The sequence below is a fragment of the Amycolatopsis coloradensis genome (genome assembly GCF_037997115.1).
Lineage (GTDB): Bacteria > Actinomycetota > Actinomycetes > Mycobacteriales > Pseudonocardiaceae > Amycolatopsis > Amycolatopsis coloradensis_A.
Genome location: NZ_CP150484.1, coordinates 3880736 through 3895969, shown reverse-complemented (window position 1 = coordinate 3895969; position 15234 = coordinate 3880736). Strand labels below are relative to the sequence as shown.

Genomic DNA, 15234 nt, shown 5'->3' with positions numbered 1-15234 from the left:
CGTTGAATGCCGCAGAGGTGGCCTTCGGGACTCGACGTCGAACAACTCCAGGGGTGCCGGGCCCACCGACGTGAGGCGCCGGGACCGAGGATCGGGATCAGTTCTTGCCCAGAACGGGATTCTGCGAGTCGTCGTTCTCGCCCCAGGCGCCCTGCTCGGCCTGGATCCAGATCTGCGGTTCCCGTTCCTTCTCGCCCTGGCCGCCGCCGGCGCCGCCACCGCCCATGGGAGCGCCGCCCATCGGGCCCATCGGCATACCGCCCTGCTGACCTGCGCCGAGCCCACCGGGTACGGCCGACAGGGGCGGGCCGCCCTGCGTGTTGACCGGAGCACCGGCGGAGAGAGGCTGGGTGTCGAACTTGCCCGGCGGCGGGCCTCCCGCGGTGGCGGGTGCTCCTCCGGCGCCGGCTCCGCCGGCCACGTTTCCCTGGCCAGGTGCCGACGGCTCCAGGAAGTCGCGCATCGCGCTGCCGCCACCACTGCCGCCCTGCGCGCCGCCGATGGCGTCGATGGCTCTGTTGGCGGCCGCCTTCGCATCGGCGAGTTCCTGGCGTTCGGCGGGCGTGTCGTCGGGCCGAGCCAGACCGTCGATCGCCTTGGCCGCGTCTTCCCTCGCCTGCGCCAGCGCCTGGTCGTGCTCGGGGCCGGTGAGGTCGGGCGAGTCGTTGATCCGGTCGATCGCCTCGTTCGCGGCCGATTTCGCCGCGTCCAAGGCCTGCTGTCGCTGAGCATCGTCACTCGAAGTGCCGAGGCCGTCGATCGCCCGCTCCGCGGCCAGCTTCGCGTCCTGCACCTGCTGGAAGTGCTCCGGGGCGGCCATCTCGTCGATCGCCGAACTCATCGCGTCCTTGGCGTCCTCGAGAGCTGTTTTGCGCTCGGGATCGTCGGTGTCGCCGATGAGGTCGTCGATCGCCTTGCCCGCCGCTTCCTTCGCGTCGAGCAGCTGCGCGCGGTCGGCCGCGGCCGCGGGATCGGTTCCGTCCTGGCCCAGGATGCCGTCGACGGCATCCGACGCGGCGTTCTTCGCGTCGTCGAGTGCCTGCTGCCGCGCCTCGGTATCACCCGGTCGAGCCAGGTCGCCGATGGCGTCTTGCGCGGCCTGCTTGGCGTCGCCCAGATCCGGCGGGGTCATTTTGTCGATCGCGTCGTTCGCGGCGTTCTTGGCCTCTTCGAGGGCTGCTTTGCGCTCGGGATCGTCGGTGCCGCCGATGAGGTCGTCGATCGCCTTGCCCGCCGCGTCCTGCATCTCCGCGCCGGTTCCCCCGCCGGTGATGCCGTCGACGGCATCCGATGCGGCCTTCTTGGCGTCTTCGAGGGCTTGCTGACGTGCCTCGGAATCACCGGCCTTCGCGAGGTCGTCGATCGCGCCGCCGACGGCCTCCTTGGCCTCGTCGGCGGAGGGTTCACCCGGCCCACCGGTGAGTGCACCGGGCGCCGTCGGGCTGGTGAGCCCGTCGATGGCGTCTTCCGCGGCCTTCTTCGCGTCCTCCAGAGCCTGCTGGCGCTTCGGGTCGTCGGTCTTCTTGCCCAGTTCGTCGATCGCCTTGCCCGCGGCCTTCTTCGCATCCGCCAGGCCCGGCATCGGCGAACCGAGCCCACCGCCTACACCCGCGCCGGCGCCGGCGCCGGCGCCCGGATCGAGCCCGCCTTCGGTGCCCGCGGAGCCGCCGGTCTCGCCGCCAGGCGCTCCATCCGTGAGGCCGTCGATGGCGCCCTGGGCGGCTTCCTTGGCGTCCTGGAGGGCTTCCTTGCGGGCCGGGTCCTCCGTCTGTGAGGTCAAATCATCGATGGCATCGCCCGCCGCCTGTTTCGCGTCACCCAAAGCCGCTTGCGCTTCAGGAGACACGCCGCCGGCCTGCGAACCGTTGGCCTGACCCGGCCCGCCGAGCCCATCGCTTCCGCCTGTGGCCGGAGTCAGCCCAGGAGTGACCGAACCGGGAACGGCACTTTCGGTGGGTACCGCCTCCAGCGAGGGCTTCAGTCCGGAATCGGGTTGCGCGCCGGAAGCGAGTTCCGCGTTGTTCTGCGATGCCGTCGGGTCTCCGGGAGTCTGTTGCTCCGCGTCCCCGGTCTGCGTCGGCTGCTGTGAGACCGGCTGATCCCGCCGATCCGGCACTTTCGTAAGGTACGCGGTCCGCGTCTGCTGCTGCTCCGGCTGAGGCTGCCCCGCCTGAGCCTGATAGCTGTCCTGGGGCGCCGCGGTGGTCGTGTCGCCATCGGAGATGTAGAGCGGGACCAGGTCCGCGGCACGCGCGTTGTAGGCGCTTCCGAGCGTACCCAACGCGTTTTGCAGATCCTTCAGCAAAGCAGCGTCCGAAGTCGTTTTGATCGTGACCAGCCCGGTCGCCAGGTTCGCCGTGTGCGCGGCGATCTCGGCGGTCGACTCGGCGGCCTGGATCTTCCGCTGGGTATCTGCCCGCAAGGCGGAGACCCGTTGCTCGTAGACCTCTTTTCCGATTTTCTGCAGTTGCCACCAGGTGGTGACGAAATTCTGGATGGCACGGCCGATGTTGCCCATGTTCGTGCCGAACTGCTTGCCCATCAACGTGTCATAGACTTGTTCGCTGGTGTCGAGGATCGCGGTGGCGTACTTCCGGAACGCCTCACCCGTGTCACCTTCCAAGGCATCCCCGACCGCCTTGATCTGTTTGGCGAACTTCTCGTTGACGGACGCCAGCGCCACCTCGGCGGCCTTGATGTCCTTCTCGAGTTCGTACCAAGCGGTGGTGGCCGAACCGTCGGCAGCGTTGACCAGGTCGCTGACGGCGGATTCGAGCGATTCCAGCGTCGAGAAATAGGCCGGGTCGAGCACGGGCGCCGGGACCGCGTACTGACCGACCAGCGTAGGCCTAACAGTGGATTCGGACATGCCAGAGTTTCCTATCTAGACAGCCAGCACCGAGGTCGACAGACGCGAATCCGCGCGGACCGCCCGGTTCCTTTCCCGGCTCTGTTGTCAGGTGGTGACCGTGTCGTTCAGGTTGTCGTTGTATCCGTCACCGTCGGTCGGCTTGTTGGCGTTGGGCCCGGTTCCGACGGGGTCCGCGGTGTAGTTGTGCTGCTGGTTCTCGGTGTTGGTGTCGTAGGCGCCGACGGCCTGCACCACGGCGCCCTCGAGGCCGGCCATCACCTTTTTGATCTCTTCGGCGTTCTGCCCGTCGGTGTTCTTGAATCGCTCCGCGATGTCCTTGAGCTTCGTTTCCATCTCTTCGAAAGCGATCTTGAGATGCTCGGCGTGCGCCACGACGGCGTTGCGCCGATCGTCCACGACGCGCTCGAGCCACACCGCGAGCTTGAACTTCCCGGCGTTGGGCCAGTTCTGTTTCAGCGCCTCGAAGGCACTCATGTCATCCATCAGCTGACCGATGTTCTTGCCGGCGGTCGCGATGGCTTCGGCATCGAACTTAGTCGACACGACGACTCCTTCTTCTCGAACGGCAATGACCGTTCAGCTGCTCATGGAAACACGGTGTGCCGAGCGGATTCACCCGGCACACCGTGCAGATCAGTTGGCGATGCTCCGGCCGCCGCTCTTGTCGGCGTTCGCCATCCGCTCGGCCGCGTCGGACAGGGACTTGCGAAGGTTCAGCAGGTTCTGGCGGTGGGTGTCGAGACCCTGCTGCAGGTTGGTGGAACGCTGCTCGTACGCGTTGGCCGTCTCACCCTTCCAGCCCACCATGATCGTCTTCACGTCACTGCTCAACGCGGTCGCCTGATTGTCGATCTCGTTGGCCTTCTTCATCATCATCGAGATGCACTGTTCGATGACGGGGTAGTCGTAGAGAATCGTACCGTCGGACATCAATACTCCTAAGATTTTACGCGGTGGTCTTTACGCGGTGGCCGAAATCACTAGCGGAGGAAGTCGGCGGTGTCCATCGGGACGTTGAGGATCGACTGCGTGTTGTCGGAGTCGGCGTCCACCTGGGCACCGGCCTCCTTGCGCATGCTGGCCGCCATGGCGCGCATGTTCTCCAGGACCGTCTTGCGCACGGCTTCCACCCAGTCGTTGGTGACCGAGCTGAGAGCCCTGGTGGCCGCGCTGCCGCTGGCCGCGAGAGTGGCTTCGACCTCGCGCTTCAGGTTGTCGAGTTCGTTGTTGACGTTGTCCGCCGTCTCCTCGTGCCTGGCGGCCTGGGCGTTGATTTCCGAATCATTTAGCTGAGTGGAGTGTGCCACTGTGCTTCCTCCTGCGATGAGTGCTACGACTTTGGCGAGCTCTACGTTTTCGTAGTAGCACGACCACTATTCAAGATTAAATTGAAAACCTTGCCCGGAACGGCTTTTCACAAACCTGGGGCCCTGGGTAGGGATTCCCCTTACGAGCGGCAGGGCCGCGATCACGACCGCACGGTCTGGGTCTGCCGTGCGGCGTTCACGCTGAGTACCGGCCCGGTCGGCAGCAGATCGAGCAACTGCATCGGGATCGGGACCGCCGCGGACTCGGTATAGCCCAGCGCGGTGACGGTTTCCGTATCGGCCAGGGGGTACTTCTCCCCCACTTCCGTGACCAGGTACGTCACACCCGGGGCCGCGCCCGGGGCCGGCTGGTCCCTGGCGAGAACGCCTTGGCCCGCCGGTATCGCGACCCTGTCGGCCGTTGTTCCCGCCTGGTGCGTGCCCAGGGGAACCGAAGCTTGGGCGACCTGGGCGTCGGGTAGCGACTCGGCCACCATCGGCTGCCCCGGCCCCGCCGACGGGTCTTGACGGAGGCAAGGTTGCGCACCAGGCGACGGAGTCACGATTTCGGGCGGGTCGGGAGGCAGGTCGTTCGCGATCCCCGCGGTGGCAGAGATCGCCAAGCCGCTCAAAGCGTCCGGGGTGACCTGGACGGCTTCGATCGGCCCGTCGGGATAGGCCTGCCGGGTGCTCGGCGTGGTCAGCAGGAGGGCCGCCCCGGTCCGGCTGAGCGCGGCCAGCCCGTCCCGGCGCACGAGGTAGTTCTGCTCGGTGCCGATGGCCGGGTTCCGTGCCTGGTAGATCTGGCCGACCAGGCTCTGCTTCCCGTCGATCACCGGCCCCGGCTGGCCGAGACCGGGTACCGCCTGCGCGACGAAGTCCGGGCCCTGCGTGATCGTGTTCAGCCATAACGCGGGGACCTCGATGGGGCGTGCCGTCCCGTAACCGAGCGCGATGGCCACCGAGCTGCTCGGCAGCTTGAACCGCTTCCCGCGCGTCACCAGGTAGAGTTCACCGCTCGGAGCCGACACGTAGTAAGCCTGGTTTTCGCTGAGCACAGAGCCGGGTGAGTGTCCCAAAAGGACGGTCACCACCGCGCCCGGCGCGGTGGTGCCGCCTCCCGGCCCGCTCGTGCACACCGTCCACGTCCCGCCCTTGACCTTGTCGGCGGCGGGCAGCGAATCCGGCGCGCCTGCGATCCCGATCGGCTGGCCGACCGGGGTTCCGGCCAGCGAACCCGGAGAAACCGAGGAGATCTGGCCACCGGACTGCCCGGCCACCAGACGAGCGGACGAGTAGTTGAGCACCGGACGGAGCTGCCCGGCGAGGTACACGTAACGCGCGCCGCTGGTCTCGTCCATCACGATCGCCCCGTCCTGCTTCCAGGACGAGTTGCCGGTGGCGGGCACGAACATGCCGAAGATGCCGAAGACGCCCATGATCACCGCGGCGAGCACGAACCCGAGCACCGTCCCGGTGGTCATCCGCTTGCTCGGTGATTCCAAGGCGTCCGGCTTGCCGTGCGTCACGGCGGCCGCCAGCCTCCCGACCACGAAAAAGTAGGCCTGTACCTGGTCTTTGCGTGATTTCATCAGCCGGCCAAGTGTCGCATGAAACTGTAGACGTGCAGGACCTGCAGGAGGATCGGCAGCACCGCGATCGCCGTGATCAGCTCGAAGATCTCCACCGTACGGCCCCAGTACGGCCGGAACCGCTTACCCGGCAGGCGTTCGCCACCGAACAAGAGCAGCCCCGCCACGAGGACCAACGGGATCACGACCACGAAGCGGCTCTCCATCGGCTGGGCAAGGCCGAGGCCTGCCGCGACCAAGAGCACCACGACCGCGGCGGGTACCAGGACGGACCAGCGCTGGATCATCCCGCTCGGGTGGCGGGAGCGCAGCACCAGAAGCAGAGCGAGGACGAGTGCGAACGTGAGATGCCAGCCGTCGCCGCCGATGTCGAGCACCGGCAGGAGCACGGCCTGGGCCAAGCCCAGGCCCGCGTGCAACGCCGTCGAGTATCCGAACGTCGCGTTGCCGCGATCCACGACCACCTTGTGGGACACCGCGTCGATGTCCTCGTGGAGTTCCTCTGCGCCCGTCGGGAGCATCGGCAGGGTCAGCCCGGACAGCCGGAAGGCCGTCGTCGGGATGAACAAGGCCAGGATCAGGGAGATCACCAGGCCGATGGCGGCGGCTTGGGCCGGGTCGACGGGAGTGACCGAGCCGATCAGGCCGGTGACGAGCAGCACGATGGTGAACAGGATCGCCCCGGCGAACACCGCCGCACCGTCCGCGACCACGATCACCCCGATCAACAGGGCGAGCAAAGCCGCCGCTGCCGCACCGGTGAGGCTCATCATCGCGATCGCCGCGGGATCGAGCAGGAGCACCAGATACCAGCCCGCCAGCGCGGCGAAAACGACGCCGGTGCCGGCGAGGATCACCGCGGGTACGGGCTTCGCCGCACCGCGGGCCACCAGGGCCGCCACGGCGAGGAGTGTCACCGAGAGCCCGGTCGAGAGCAGCACCTGGGCCGCCACTGCCACGTCGGCCACCAGCAACCGGCAGGCGAGCAGCATGACCGCCGCCGCGCCCAGCCGGAACATCCAGCCCACCCTTGCCGGGGTGAGCGCGCCGGGGTGCTCCCGTACCTGCACCGCCACGCCGTCGACGAGGTCGTCGTAGTCGATCGCGGCGAGCTGTTCGGCGCGGGGCAGCAGGTGCAGGCTTTCCCCGTCGACCACGCTGAGCTGGAGCAGGGTGCGATCCTCGTTCAGCGGAGCTTCGCCGATCCGTTGTACGACCCAGCCTTCGTGTTCGGCTCCCTGCTCGATCGTCTCGGCACCGAACTGGGTGAGAATCGCGGGCAGCAGATCCACGAGCGGGACCTCGGCGGGCAACGCCAGATCCCTCGCCTGTCCACCCAGGACGAACCGTAGCCTCGCCGAACTCGTTGTGCGATGCTGAGTCTGCTCTTCCATCAGGTACCCAGGCCCTTCCTTCCAGGTCTAGACCCGTGTCTGGCCGAGACCTTAAGCACGGGTGACGCGACTCGGAGACCTAGTCACGGTGTTCTCCGGAAAACGGGGACAACCACTCACCAAGGGAGAACGTGCGCGGCGGCAAAGGTGACACTGTGGAGATCACCCCGACAAGGGGTCCGCAAGTGGCACGGCCGGATCGACCCGACGGCCGTCCGCGCTCAAGTTGTCCACAAGGGACTGAAATCTGCCCGTGAACGACCCATCCCGGAAACGACCGGACCGCCGTCACTCGCTCTTCTTGTCCTTGCCCTTGTCCGACGGACCCGGAACGCTCATGCCGAGCCCGTCGAGGCCCTCCAGCATCGGCCCCAGCAACGAGTTCATCATCTCCATCGGATCGACCTTGCCGCCGGCGACCCCGGCGAAGTCGAGCCCCGTCGCCCCCGTGCCCATGACCTTCTCCACCTTCGCCATCGCCTCGTTACGGCCCTGCCGCACCGCCTCCACGATGTGATGAGCCAACTGGGCCGGAGGCAACGAACGGTACTTCGATCCCTGGAACGAGACGTCGGTCAATTCGCCGCGTCCGTCGAAGGTCATCGAGAACGAATTGTCCTTGGCGCGGACGATCGTCGTGCTCTCCTCCCAAATCTTGCTCACCTCCCGTAGCTTCTGCTTCTCCCGCTCCAGATCCGCCAGCGCCTGCTCGACACCCATGTCCGCGTTGCCGAAAGCCGAAGCCCAATCCGTCATCACACCATTCCTCACTACTCATGACCAGCCCGAACAATCCGGCGTCACGCTTTCGCCCTCATGGTGCATGGGACACCGTGGCGAACCGATCCCCGCGCGGTGTACACAGCCTCTTTTGCTGTGATCCGTGCCCTTATCACCTTCGACGCCGAGTATCCGGAGCCGACCGTCACGGGCGGCGACCGTGAGGCATTTCGCCGGTGGGGACCTTCGGGCACGATGTCGGGCCAACTCGCCTTCCCGATGGGCTTCTTCCCTGTTCGCGCCGATGATGACGACGTGGAGGACATTCTCGACGCCGTTCTCGAGGCGGAGAAACCACTGGTCTTGCTCACCGGGCTCACCGGCACCGGTCGTACGACCATGCTCGCTCGGCTTTCCGAACACTTCGAAGCGGACCGCCGGCAGGTCTCGGCGATGCGGTTCACCCCGAGCGGGGACGTCGCTCCCGCCCGCTTCATCCTCCCGTCCGACAGCCCGCGGGATGATGCGCCCACCCGGCTACGGGGCCCGGTGCCCGGCGAACCGGCCTGGGCGACGATCGGCCCGGTCGCCCGTGCGGCCGAGGAACCTGCGGTGGCGCTGCGGGCGGCCCACGCCGCGGCCGCGGCGTTGCGTCGCGGTGGCGACGGCACGGTCCTGTTGCTCGACGATCTGCACTGGATCGACCGTGACTCCCTCGCGGTGCTCGAAGCGCTGGTCCCGATGCTCGATGGGACCAAGATCAGGTGTGTCGGCGCGCTCCGCGTCCCCGTCGGCGACGCGGCCGCCCGCTATGGCCCCGCAGCTTTGGCCCGACTCCGCGAGGCGAACTTGGTCCACACCCTTCGGCTGCGTCCGCTGTCGAAGGAGATGCTGGCGGGCGAGCTGAAGAGCACGCTGGGGGCGGGGCCGGAGCCCGCGCTCGTCGATCACGTGCACGCTCTCAGCCGCGGCGTGCGCGCCGCGGTGTCCGAGACCGTGGAGGCACTGCGCCGGCGCGGCGCGATCCGGATCGTGAACCGGTCCGCCTACTTCGTGCCCGCCATGGCCACGCGGAAACCATCCCAGCCCAGTGAGTACGTCCTGTCGGCTCACGCGCTCGGCCCCGGGGAATGGGAAATGGCGAGGGCGATGGCCGTCCTGTCTCCGCTCGACGGCGCGGCACCCCACGTAGCCGGCGCGGTGATCGGCCTATCCGAGCAAGAGGTCCTTCGTCGTCTTGAAAGCCTGCGCGCCGCCGGTGTCCTCCATCGCGGGGGCGAGTCCTGGCGCTTCGTCCTCCCGCTCCACGCCGTCACGTCGGCCGAGGCCTGCGGGCCTTACGAACGCCGGGTGCTGGCGGCGGCCGCCGTCGAAGCCTTGTGGTCCGGAGCAGCGGTCTGCCCCGATCCGGCGCACCGGGCGAATCTCCTGGCCGAGGCCGGCCGGATGGTGGATCCGGCGCGGGCGTTGGAGGAACTGCTCCGTCGTGCCGTCGAAGCGGGAGAGGACGAGACCGCGTCGGCGCTTCGCTGGCTCGACGCCGCCGTCGAACTCACCGGCGACCGGGCACAACGGGCGAAGGTGCTCCTGCTGCTCGTCGGTACCTACCACCGGAACGGTGACTACGAGCGAAGTCTGCGCACCATCCGGCTGGTGCTGAGCGACTTCGCGAACGAACTGAACCCGGATGCCGTGTTCGAAGTGCACTCGCTGCTCCTCTGCGGCCTCAGTGGCAGGCGTGACACCGAGCCGCTGCGCGACATCGCGGACGGCGACCACCGCCTGGCCGGTGATCCCGGGTCACGAGCGGTGATCCGGGCGATCGCGTGCGCGCTGCTCGACCGCTGGGCGGAAGCCGGGCGGTGGGCGGAAACAGCGACGTCGACGGTCCACAAGGGACATCCTCAAGCCGTCGTCGCGCGTCTGATCAGAGCGCTCGGCGGCCTGTGGCAGGGCCGGGCGGAGTTCTTCGAGCGAAGTCTGCTGGAACGAGGGCAGTGGCCGCTGAGTGATGTCGCGCGATACCGCGCCGAGCAGATCGACGCGCACCTCACCGGCCTGCTCCTGAACGGAGAGCTCACCCGCGCCGAGAACCTGCTGGCGGACGAAAGGCTTTCGTGGGACGACGTGGGGCCCGCCAACCGGACGACGGCCGCGGTGCTGCGTGGCGACTTCCGGTCCGCCACCGAGCTGGCCTGCCGGAGCGTGGCCCGCCGATCGGTTCCCGGCTTCGCCGCGGCGACCACCGGGATGTTCAACGCGACGGTCGCCGCTCTCGTCTGTCAGGGACGGCTCGCCACCGCGCGCGAGCTGCTCTCCGCGGCCGCGGAGGGCACCCCGGTCCTCGCCCATCTGCTGGACTTCACCGAGGCGCTGATCGACCGCGCCCTCGGCGACGCGCGACGGGCGGCCGATCGGCTCACCACGGCGTTGAGCGCGGCCGGGGAACGCGGCCTGGTGATCGGCTGCGACACCGCGTACGCGGAACTGGCCGACCTGGCACTCGACCTCGAGGACCAGGAGACCGCGGCGCAATGCCTGGTGAACGCCGAACGACTGGCGCGTGACCTGCCCACGGGCAGGGCGGGGTTGCTCGCGTCGTTCGTGCGTGCCGTGGTCGAGAAGGACGCGGACGCGGCAGCGGAGTCCCTGCGGGTGGCTCACGAACGCGGTCAGCCGCTCGAGTTGTCGGTCCTCATCGCACGCCTGGTCAAACACGAGATGGCCGACCCCGCGCTGCTCAGCGAGGCCTACGAGCTGATGGCGGGTCTCGGCGCGCTGATGCATCGCGCCAAGACCCGCACCCTCATGCAGAAGCACGGCATCGTCGTTCCCGGCCGCCGGAACACGGTGGAGGAGAACGAGCGGCTTCTGGCGACGCTGGCCGCCGAAGGACTGAGTAACAAGCAGATCGCCGCCGCCTTGATCACGAGCGAAAAGAGCGTCGAAGGCCGGCTGAGCCGGCTGTTCGTCCGGAGCGGCTACCGCTCCCGGATCGAACTGGCGACCGCGATCGCCAACGGTGAACTCCAGCTCTGACCGGTGAACGACCCGGGCGGTCAGGCGTCTTGGGCGGCCGCGCGGATCGCGTCCGCCAGCACTCGCATCGACGCCGGTGAACCCGGGTTGAGCAGCACGTCGACACCCTGCCGAGGCAACGCCGCGGCCAGCTCTTCCACGGTGACGTCCAGCCAGCGGACACCGGCCCCGACACGCTCGCGGTGGCCGTAGGACGTGGTCACCTGGACCGAGGGAACCCCGTCCGGAGCCGGTTCGATCACCGCGACGCCCTCGTCGTCCGTGGCGATCCCGAGCACGGTGTCCCGGAGCACGACGGAGAACTGGTCAGCGACGTCCTGGCCGTCGGCGAGGGCACGGAGCACCGCGTCCACGGGGTCGAGCGGGGAGCCGGGAGTGCTGGGCCGGTACTCCGGGTTCGGGTGGAAGCGGCTCGGTTCGCCCTCTTCGTCGACGACCCAGGCACCCAGCACCACCTGCGGCGGCAGGTGATCCTGCTCTTCACTCAGGGTGAATTCGGGATCGAGCAACAACAGCAACCTGGCACCGGAGGCTTCCGCGGCCTCGGTCCGCCCGGGTTGTTCACTCATGTTCTCCCCTTCCGAACGCCACTCCACTGTGCTGGTTCTTCGAGGAACCTGGACGGGAAACGGCCGCGGGCCGGGCATTTATGCCGGTTATCCCTCACGAACGCCGTGCGCAGGATGCGAGGGCCTTTTCTCCGGCCACCCGGAGAGGCGCGTGCACGATTGGGCACGGTCGCTGACTCAGGGCACCTACTGCGCCCCGGAACCCGCCCGATCCGGTGACGAATCACCATAATCCGGAAAGCGGTTTCTCCCCTCCCCGGTTTCGACCTACTCCACCACTGCGGCAGGAACCAGGCCGCGGTGATGGAGCAGCAGCGACGACGACCTCGGGAGCGGATCTTTCATGCGGAAGAACACCCGGCACGCCAGGTGCGCCGACGCCCTCCGAGCGCGTCACCGCCGCGATGCCCCGCTGAAACCGTTCGCGGTGCGCTCACCAGCGGCGCCTGACCGAAACAGACTCGCCGATCACGGCCGGCGAGCCACTGTCCGACTCGAACATACCCGGCACATCCGCAAGCCACACCGCCCCTGCGGTGGTGTGACCGTTTCTCAGGGGAGCCCTCGATGCAGTATCTCGAACGCCTGATCCCGCTCCGGCACTCACCGCCGGCCACGGCCGCGGCCTTGAGCGCGACTTCGGAATGCGACCACGTCGCCTACGAAGAACCGGATCAAATGAGCTTCGCCGAAGACCCCCTGCGGGAATTCGCCTTCTCGAACGCCGGCGAGGTTACTCGCGTCTCCGAGAAACTGTCCGAAGTAGACATCGAGGAATGGCGCGCGTACGGCTGGGCGAAATTCGAGCTGGCCATCACACCGCGGGACGGTACGCCGGCCGACGACGCGTTGCTGCGGCTCATGATCCCTCGTCGGGAGGTGCGGATCCGGGACGGGATCGCTCGACTGCGCGGTCTCACCGAGGACGACCTGGACCGGCTGGAACAGCGGTTGATCCCGCTGGGGCCCCAGGAGCCCGTGGGGCAGGATCTGATGGAGCCGCTCCTGAACGGTGCTTCCGCCGAGGGGTACAAGGCCCTGGTGGCGAAGGGCGTCGAGGCGATCCGGGGCGGCGTCTTCGACAAGGTCATTCTCTCCCGCGTGGTCGAAGTGCCCTTCGAGATCGATCTCGCCCGCACCTATCTGGCCGGACGGGCGGGCAACACGCCGGCACGGTCCTACCTCCTCTCACTCGGCGGCTGGGAGATGGCGGGATTCAGCCCCGAGATCGTAACGCGGGTGACCCCGTCGGGAGAGGTGATCGCACAACCTCTGGCCGGTACGCGGGCCTTCGGCGCGGACGAACAGCTGAACGAGCGAAATCGCGAAGAACTCTATCGTGATCCCAAGGAGGTCTTCGAGCACGCCATCTCGGTGCGGCTGGCCGCCAAGGAACTGACCACGGTGTGCACCCCGTCCTCGGTCGCGGTGGAGGAGTTCATGCACGTGCGTGAGCGCGGCAGCGTCCAGCATCTCGCGTCCCGCCTGTCGGGCACGCTCGCGACAGGCGGATCGGAATGGGGCGCGTTCGCCGCGCTCTTCCCCGCGATCACCGCGTCGGGCATCCCCAAACGCGCCGCCTGCGATTTCATCGGGCGCTCCGAACCGGCGCGCGGGCTCTACAGCGGGGCCGTGCTGGCCCTGGATTTCGACGGCGAACTCGATGCCGCACTCGTGCTGCGCAGTGTCTTCAGGCATGAGGGGCGGACCTGGTTGCGGGCGGGCGCCGGCGTCGTCGGCGAATCGACTCCGGAACGGGAGCTGGAGGAAACCTGCGAAAAGCTGCGAAGCGTGTCGCGCTATCTCGTCGAGCAACCGATCGGATGACCGGGACGCTGGCCCCGCGGAGGCGCGGACACGATTTGCCGGGAACGGCAACTCGACGAAGAAGATCAGGAGAAGCACACCATGGCCGGAACCGTGGAACCGCCGCCGGACGAAGACGGGCTGGAGAACTGGGTTCTGTTGATGGATCCCGGCTGGGAGCCGGAAACGGAGGACCAGCGGCCACCCATCGAGGCGATCGTCGGCCTCTGGCCGATCGAGGACGGGCGGGCGGGCAAGTTCCGGGCCAATCCCGGCTACGTCCCCGCGGACGAAAACTCCCCGACCGATCTCCTGGACGCCGCGCTGCGACTGGTCTCGCGCGGGCAGGGTGGCCCGGAGCAGATCCAGGTGATGCTGCGTGACTCGCTCTTCGACATCGCGATGAACGGGGACGGCAAGCCGCTGGTGATGAAGTCCCCGGACGACATTCCCTGTGTCGTGATCGCGACCGGGGAGCCTCATCGGCGGCGGATCAGCTCTCCGGACTGGCGTCGGGTCGACCTCGGCGAGCTCGTGGAGCTGCTCGCCGAGGACGTCGATGTCTACTTCAATCCGGGCGGGCCCACCGCGGTGCGGCTGAACGCGGATTTCCTGCGGTCGAGTCTGGACATGGACGAGGAGGCTGTCGAACGGCTTTACGCGGCGCAGTCGCCTTCGGTCGAGCGTACTTCGGAATCGTGAAGGTTCATTCGGGTCTTTCAGCCTGCGAGGACCGCGTCGGTTCGGCTATCGCGAGGGCTACTGCCGGGTTCTGGAGCCCCGTGTAACCCTCGCGAACCGTACCGGGCATCTCAGCCGGACACGAGACGGTGAAGCTCGAAGTCGAAGTCGACCCAAAGAGTTTCTTCGCCGCGCGGCACGATCGCTTCGCTGCAGTCCAGAAAGCCCTTCAGATCTTCGGCGGCGACCGTGAAGGTGGCCGCGCCGTCCGGGGTCTTCAGATCGATTTGCACGGTGGCGGTGTCGGAAGCCGTCGGGCTGATCCGGACGTCACCCTCACCCGAAGGCACGATCATGCCGGCCACCAGGAGTTCACGCGAGAACAACCAGTCGATCTCGTTCGGGGTGTCCCGCAGGAAACACGCCCTGACCGCGAACGGGTCGCTGGTGTCATAGTCCAACTTGACATCGAGGAGCACGTCCTCGGCGCCCTCGATCACCCGTGCGAAGACAACATTGTGACTGTGCGCAACGTGCTTGGTCGGGATGTTCTCGGACACTGACTGGGTTGACTCGTTGTTCATGTCCCCAGTGTTGACACGGAGACTTCATTTCCCCTAAACACGCCGGTCCCAGCCCCGGAACCGCCGATTGGGTAAGACAGCCATCACGATAAGTCATCAACGGCGTTCCTGGGCCGCTCACAGCGCCGAACAGGTGCAATGAGCAGGGAAAACGGCCGGAGGAACCGGTGCGGCGCCGCGGCTCAGTCGCTGACCCAGCCGTGGGACAGCGCCAGCGCGATGAACCCTTGCCGGATCTCGACGATCTGCTGCCCCGTCAGCATCGGCGCACCGAGCAGCAGTACTTCGGTGACCTCTTCGCGCAGATCCTGCGCCGTGAGCACGTCATGGTCTCCGGCGCGGACGGAAGGGCCTCGCTCGGCGCGGCTCGGGACCTCCTGGGTGCCGCGGTCGAGCAACGTGACGTCCGACGCCTTCAAGCCACGGGGGCTTTCTTCCGTGGTGAACTGGACCTGCACGCCGGCCGCGAGCAGGCGCTTGTCGAAGGTCAAATCGTTGACGTGCAGGAAAACGTCTTCGTCGCCGCTGTCCGGCGCCACGAAGCCGTAACCTCGCAGCTCGTCGTAACGAATCACTTTTCCGGTCATCAGCATCGCTGTCTCCTGGACTGTCTTCCGCGGTGTCGGGCCGGCGGATTCTCGGGCGCTCCGGCTGATCTTCCGACCAGCAC

At 67.6% G+C, this 15234-nt stretch carries 13 protein-coding genes; 3 read left to right on the top strand and 10 right to left on the bottom strand.

All coding sequences use genetic code 11. The features are described 5' to 3' along the window. Window positions 1-97: 97 nt before the first annotated feature. From LCL61_RS18375 to LCL61_RS18345, 7 genes are all read right to left on the bottom strand, one after another. Entirely contained in the window at window positions 98-2869 is a 2772-nt protein-coding gene (locus tag LCL61_RS18375) for a large repetitive protein (RefSeq protein ID WP_340687956.1), read from the bottom strand. Between the two features lie 87 nt (window positions 2870-2956). After that, window positions 2957-3415, bottom strand: coding sequence for a hypothetical protein (locus LCL61_RS18370; protein ID WP_016335747.1), 459 nt, complete (start codon window positions 3413-3415; stop codon window positions 2957-2959). A gap of 90 nt (window positions 3416-3505) precedes the next feature. Beyond that, window positions 3506-3802, bottom strand: coding sequence for a WXG100 family type VII secretion target (locus LCL61_RS18365; protein ID WP_016335748.1), 297 nt, complete (start codon window positions 3800-3802; stop codon window positions 3506-3508). A gap of 50 nt (window positions 3803-3852) precedes the next feature. Beyond that, entirely contained in the window at window positions 3853-4179 is a 327-nt protein-coding gene (locus LCL61_RS18360; RefSeq protein WP_340687955.1) for a hypothetical protein, read from the bottom strand. Window positions 4180-4340: 161 nt separating this feature from the next. Further along, window positions 4341-5771, bottom strand: coding sequence for a type VII secretion protein EccB (gene eccB / locus LCL61_RS18355; RefSeq protein WP_340687954.1), 1431 nt, complete (start codon window positions 5769-5771; stop codon window positions 4341-4343). Next, window positions 5771-7165 (bottom strand): type VII secretion integral membrane protein EccD, encoded by a 1395-nt coding sequence (eccD, locus tag LCL61_RS18350; protein WP_016335751.1) that lies wholly within the window; start codon window positions 7163-7165, stop codon window positions 5771-5773. Before eccD ends, eccB begins: the two co-directional genes overlap by 1 nt. Before the next feature lie 288 nt (window positions 7166-7453). Beyond that, the gene (locus LCL61_RS18345) at window positions 7454-7921 is read right to left on the bottom strand and encodes a YbaB/EbfC family nucleoid-associated protein (protein ID WP_340687953.1); all 468 of its coding nucleotides are present in this window, start codon (window positions 7919-7921) and stop codon (window positions 7454-7456) included. Window positions 7922-8041: 120 nt separating this feature from the next. On the opposite strand from LCL61_RS18345, the gene LCL61_RS18340 reads away from it, so the two are divergent. Beyond that, window positions 8042-10924, top strand: coding sequence for a helix-turn-helix transcriptional regulator (locus LCL61_RS18340; protein WP_340687952.1), 2883 nt, complete (start codon window positions 8042-8044; stop codon window positions 10922-10924). A 20-nt stretch (window positions 10925-10944) separates the two neighbouring features. Here LCL61_RS18340 and LCL61_RS18335 read toward each other — a convergent pair whose 3' ends face one another. Next, the gene (locus tag LCL61_RS18335) at window positions 10945-11493 is read right to left on the bottom strand and encodes a type VII secretion system-associated protein (RefSeq protein WP_340687951.1); all 549 of its coding nucleotides are present in this window, start codon (window positions 11491-11493) and stop codon (window positions 10945-10947) included. 567 nt (window positions 11494-12060) lie between these two features. Between LCL61_RS18335 and LCL61_RS18330 the strand changes: the two genes are divergently transcribed. Together LCL61_RS18330 and LCL61_RS18325 are read left to right on the top strand one after the other, a co-directional pair. Next, window positions 12061-13320 carry a salicylate synthase gene (locus LCL61_RS18330; RefSeq protein ID WP_340687950.1) on the top strand — a complete coding sequence of 420 codons (1260 nt, stop codon included), beginning with the start codon at window positions 12061-12063 and terminating at the stop codon, window positions 13318-13320. An 81-nt stretch (window positions 13321-13401) separates the two neighbouring features. Further along, a complete protein-coding gene (locus tag LCL61_RS18325) occupies window positions 13402-14001 on the top strand; it encodes a type VII secretion system-associated protein (protein ID WP_340687949.1) in 600 nt (199 codons plus the stop codon). Window positions 14002-14111: 110 nt separating this feature from the next. Here the strand turns inward: LCL61_RS18325 and LCL61_RS18320 are convergent, their stop codons facing one another. Both LCL61_RS18320 and LCL61_RS18315 read right to left on the bottom strand, forming a co-directional pair. Further along, entirely contained in the window at window positions 14112-14564 is a 453-nt protein-coding gene (locus LCL61_RS18320; protein ID WP_340687948.1) for an SsgA family sporulation/cell division regulator, read from the bottom strand. A 182-nt stretch (window positions 14565-14746) separates the two neighbouring features. Continuing rightward, complete coding sequence (locus LCL61_RS18315) at window positions 14747-15151, bottom strand: cold shock domain-containing protein (RefSeq protein WP_340687947.1); 405 nt, start codon at window positions 15149-15151, stop codon at window positions 14747-14749. Between the last annotated feature and the right edge of the window lie 83 nt (window positions 15152-15234).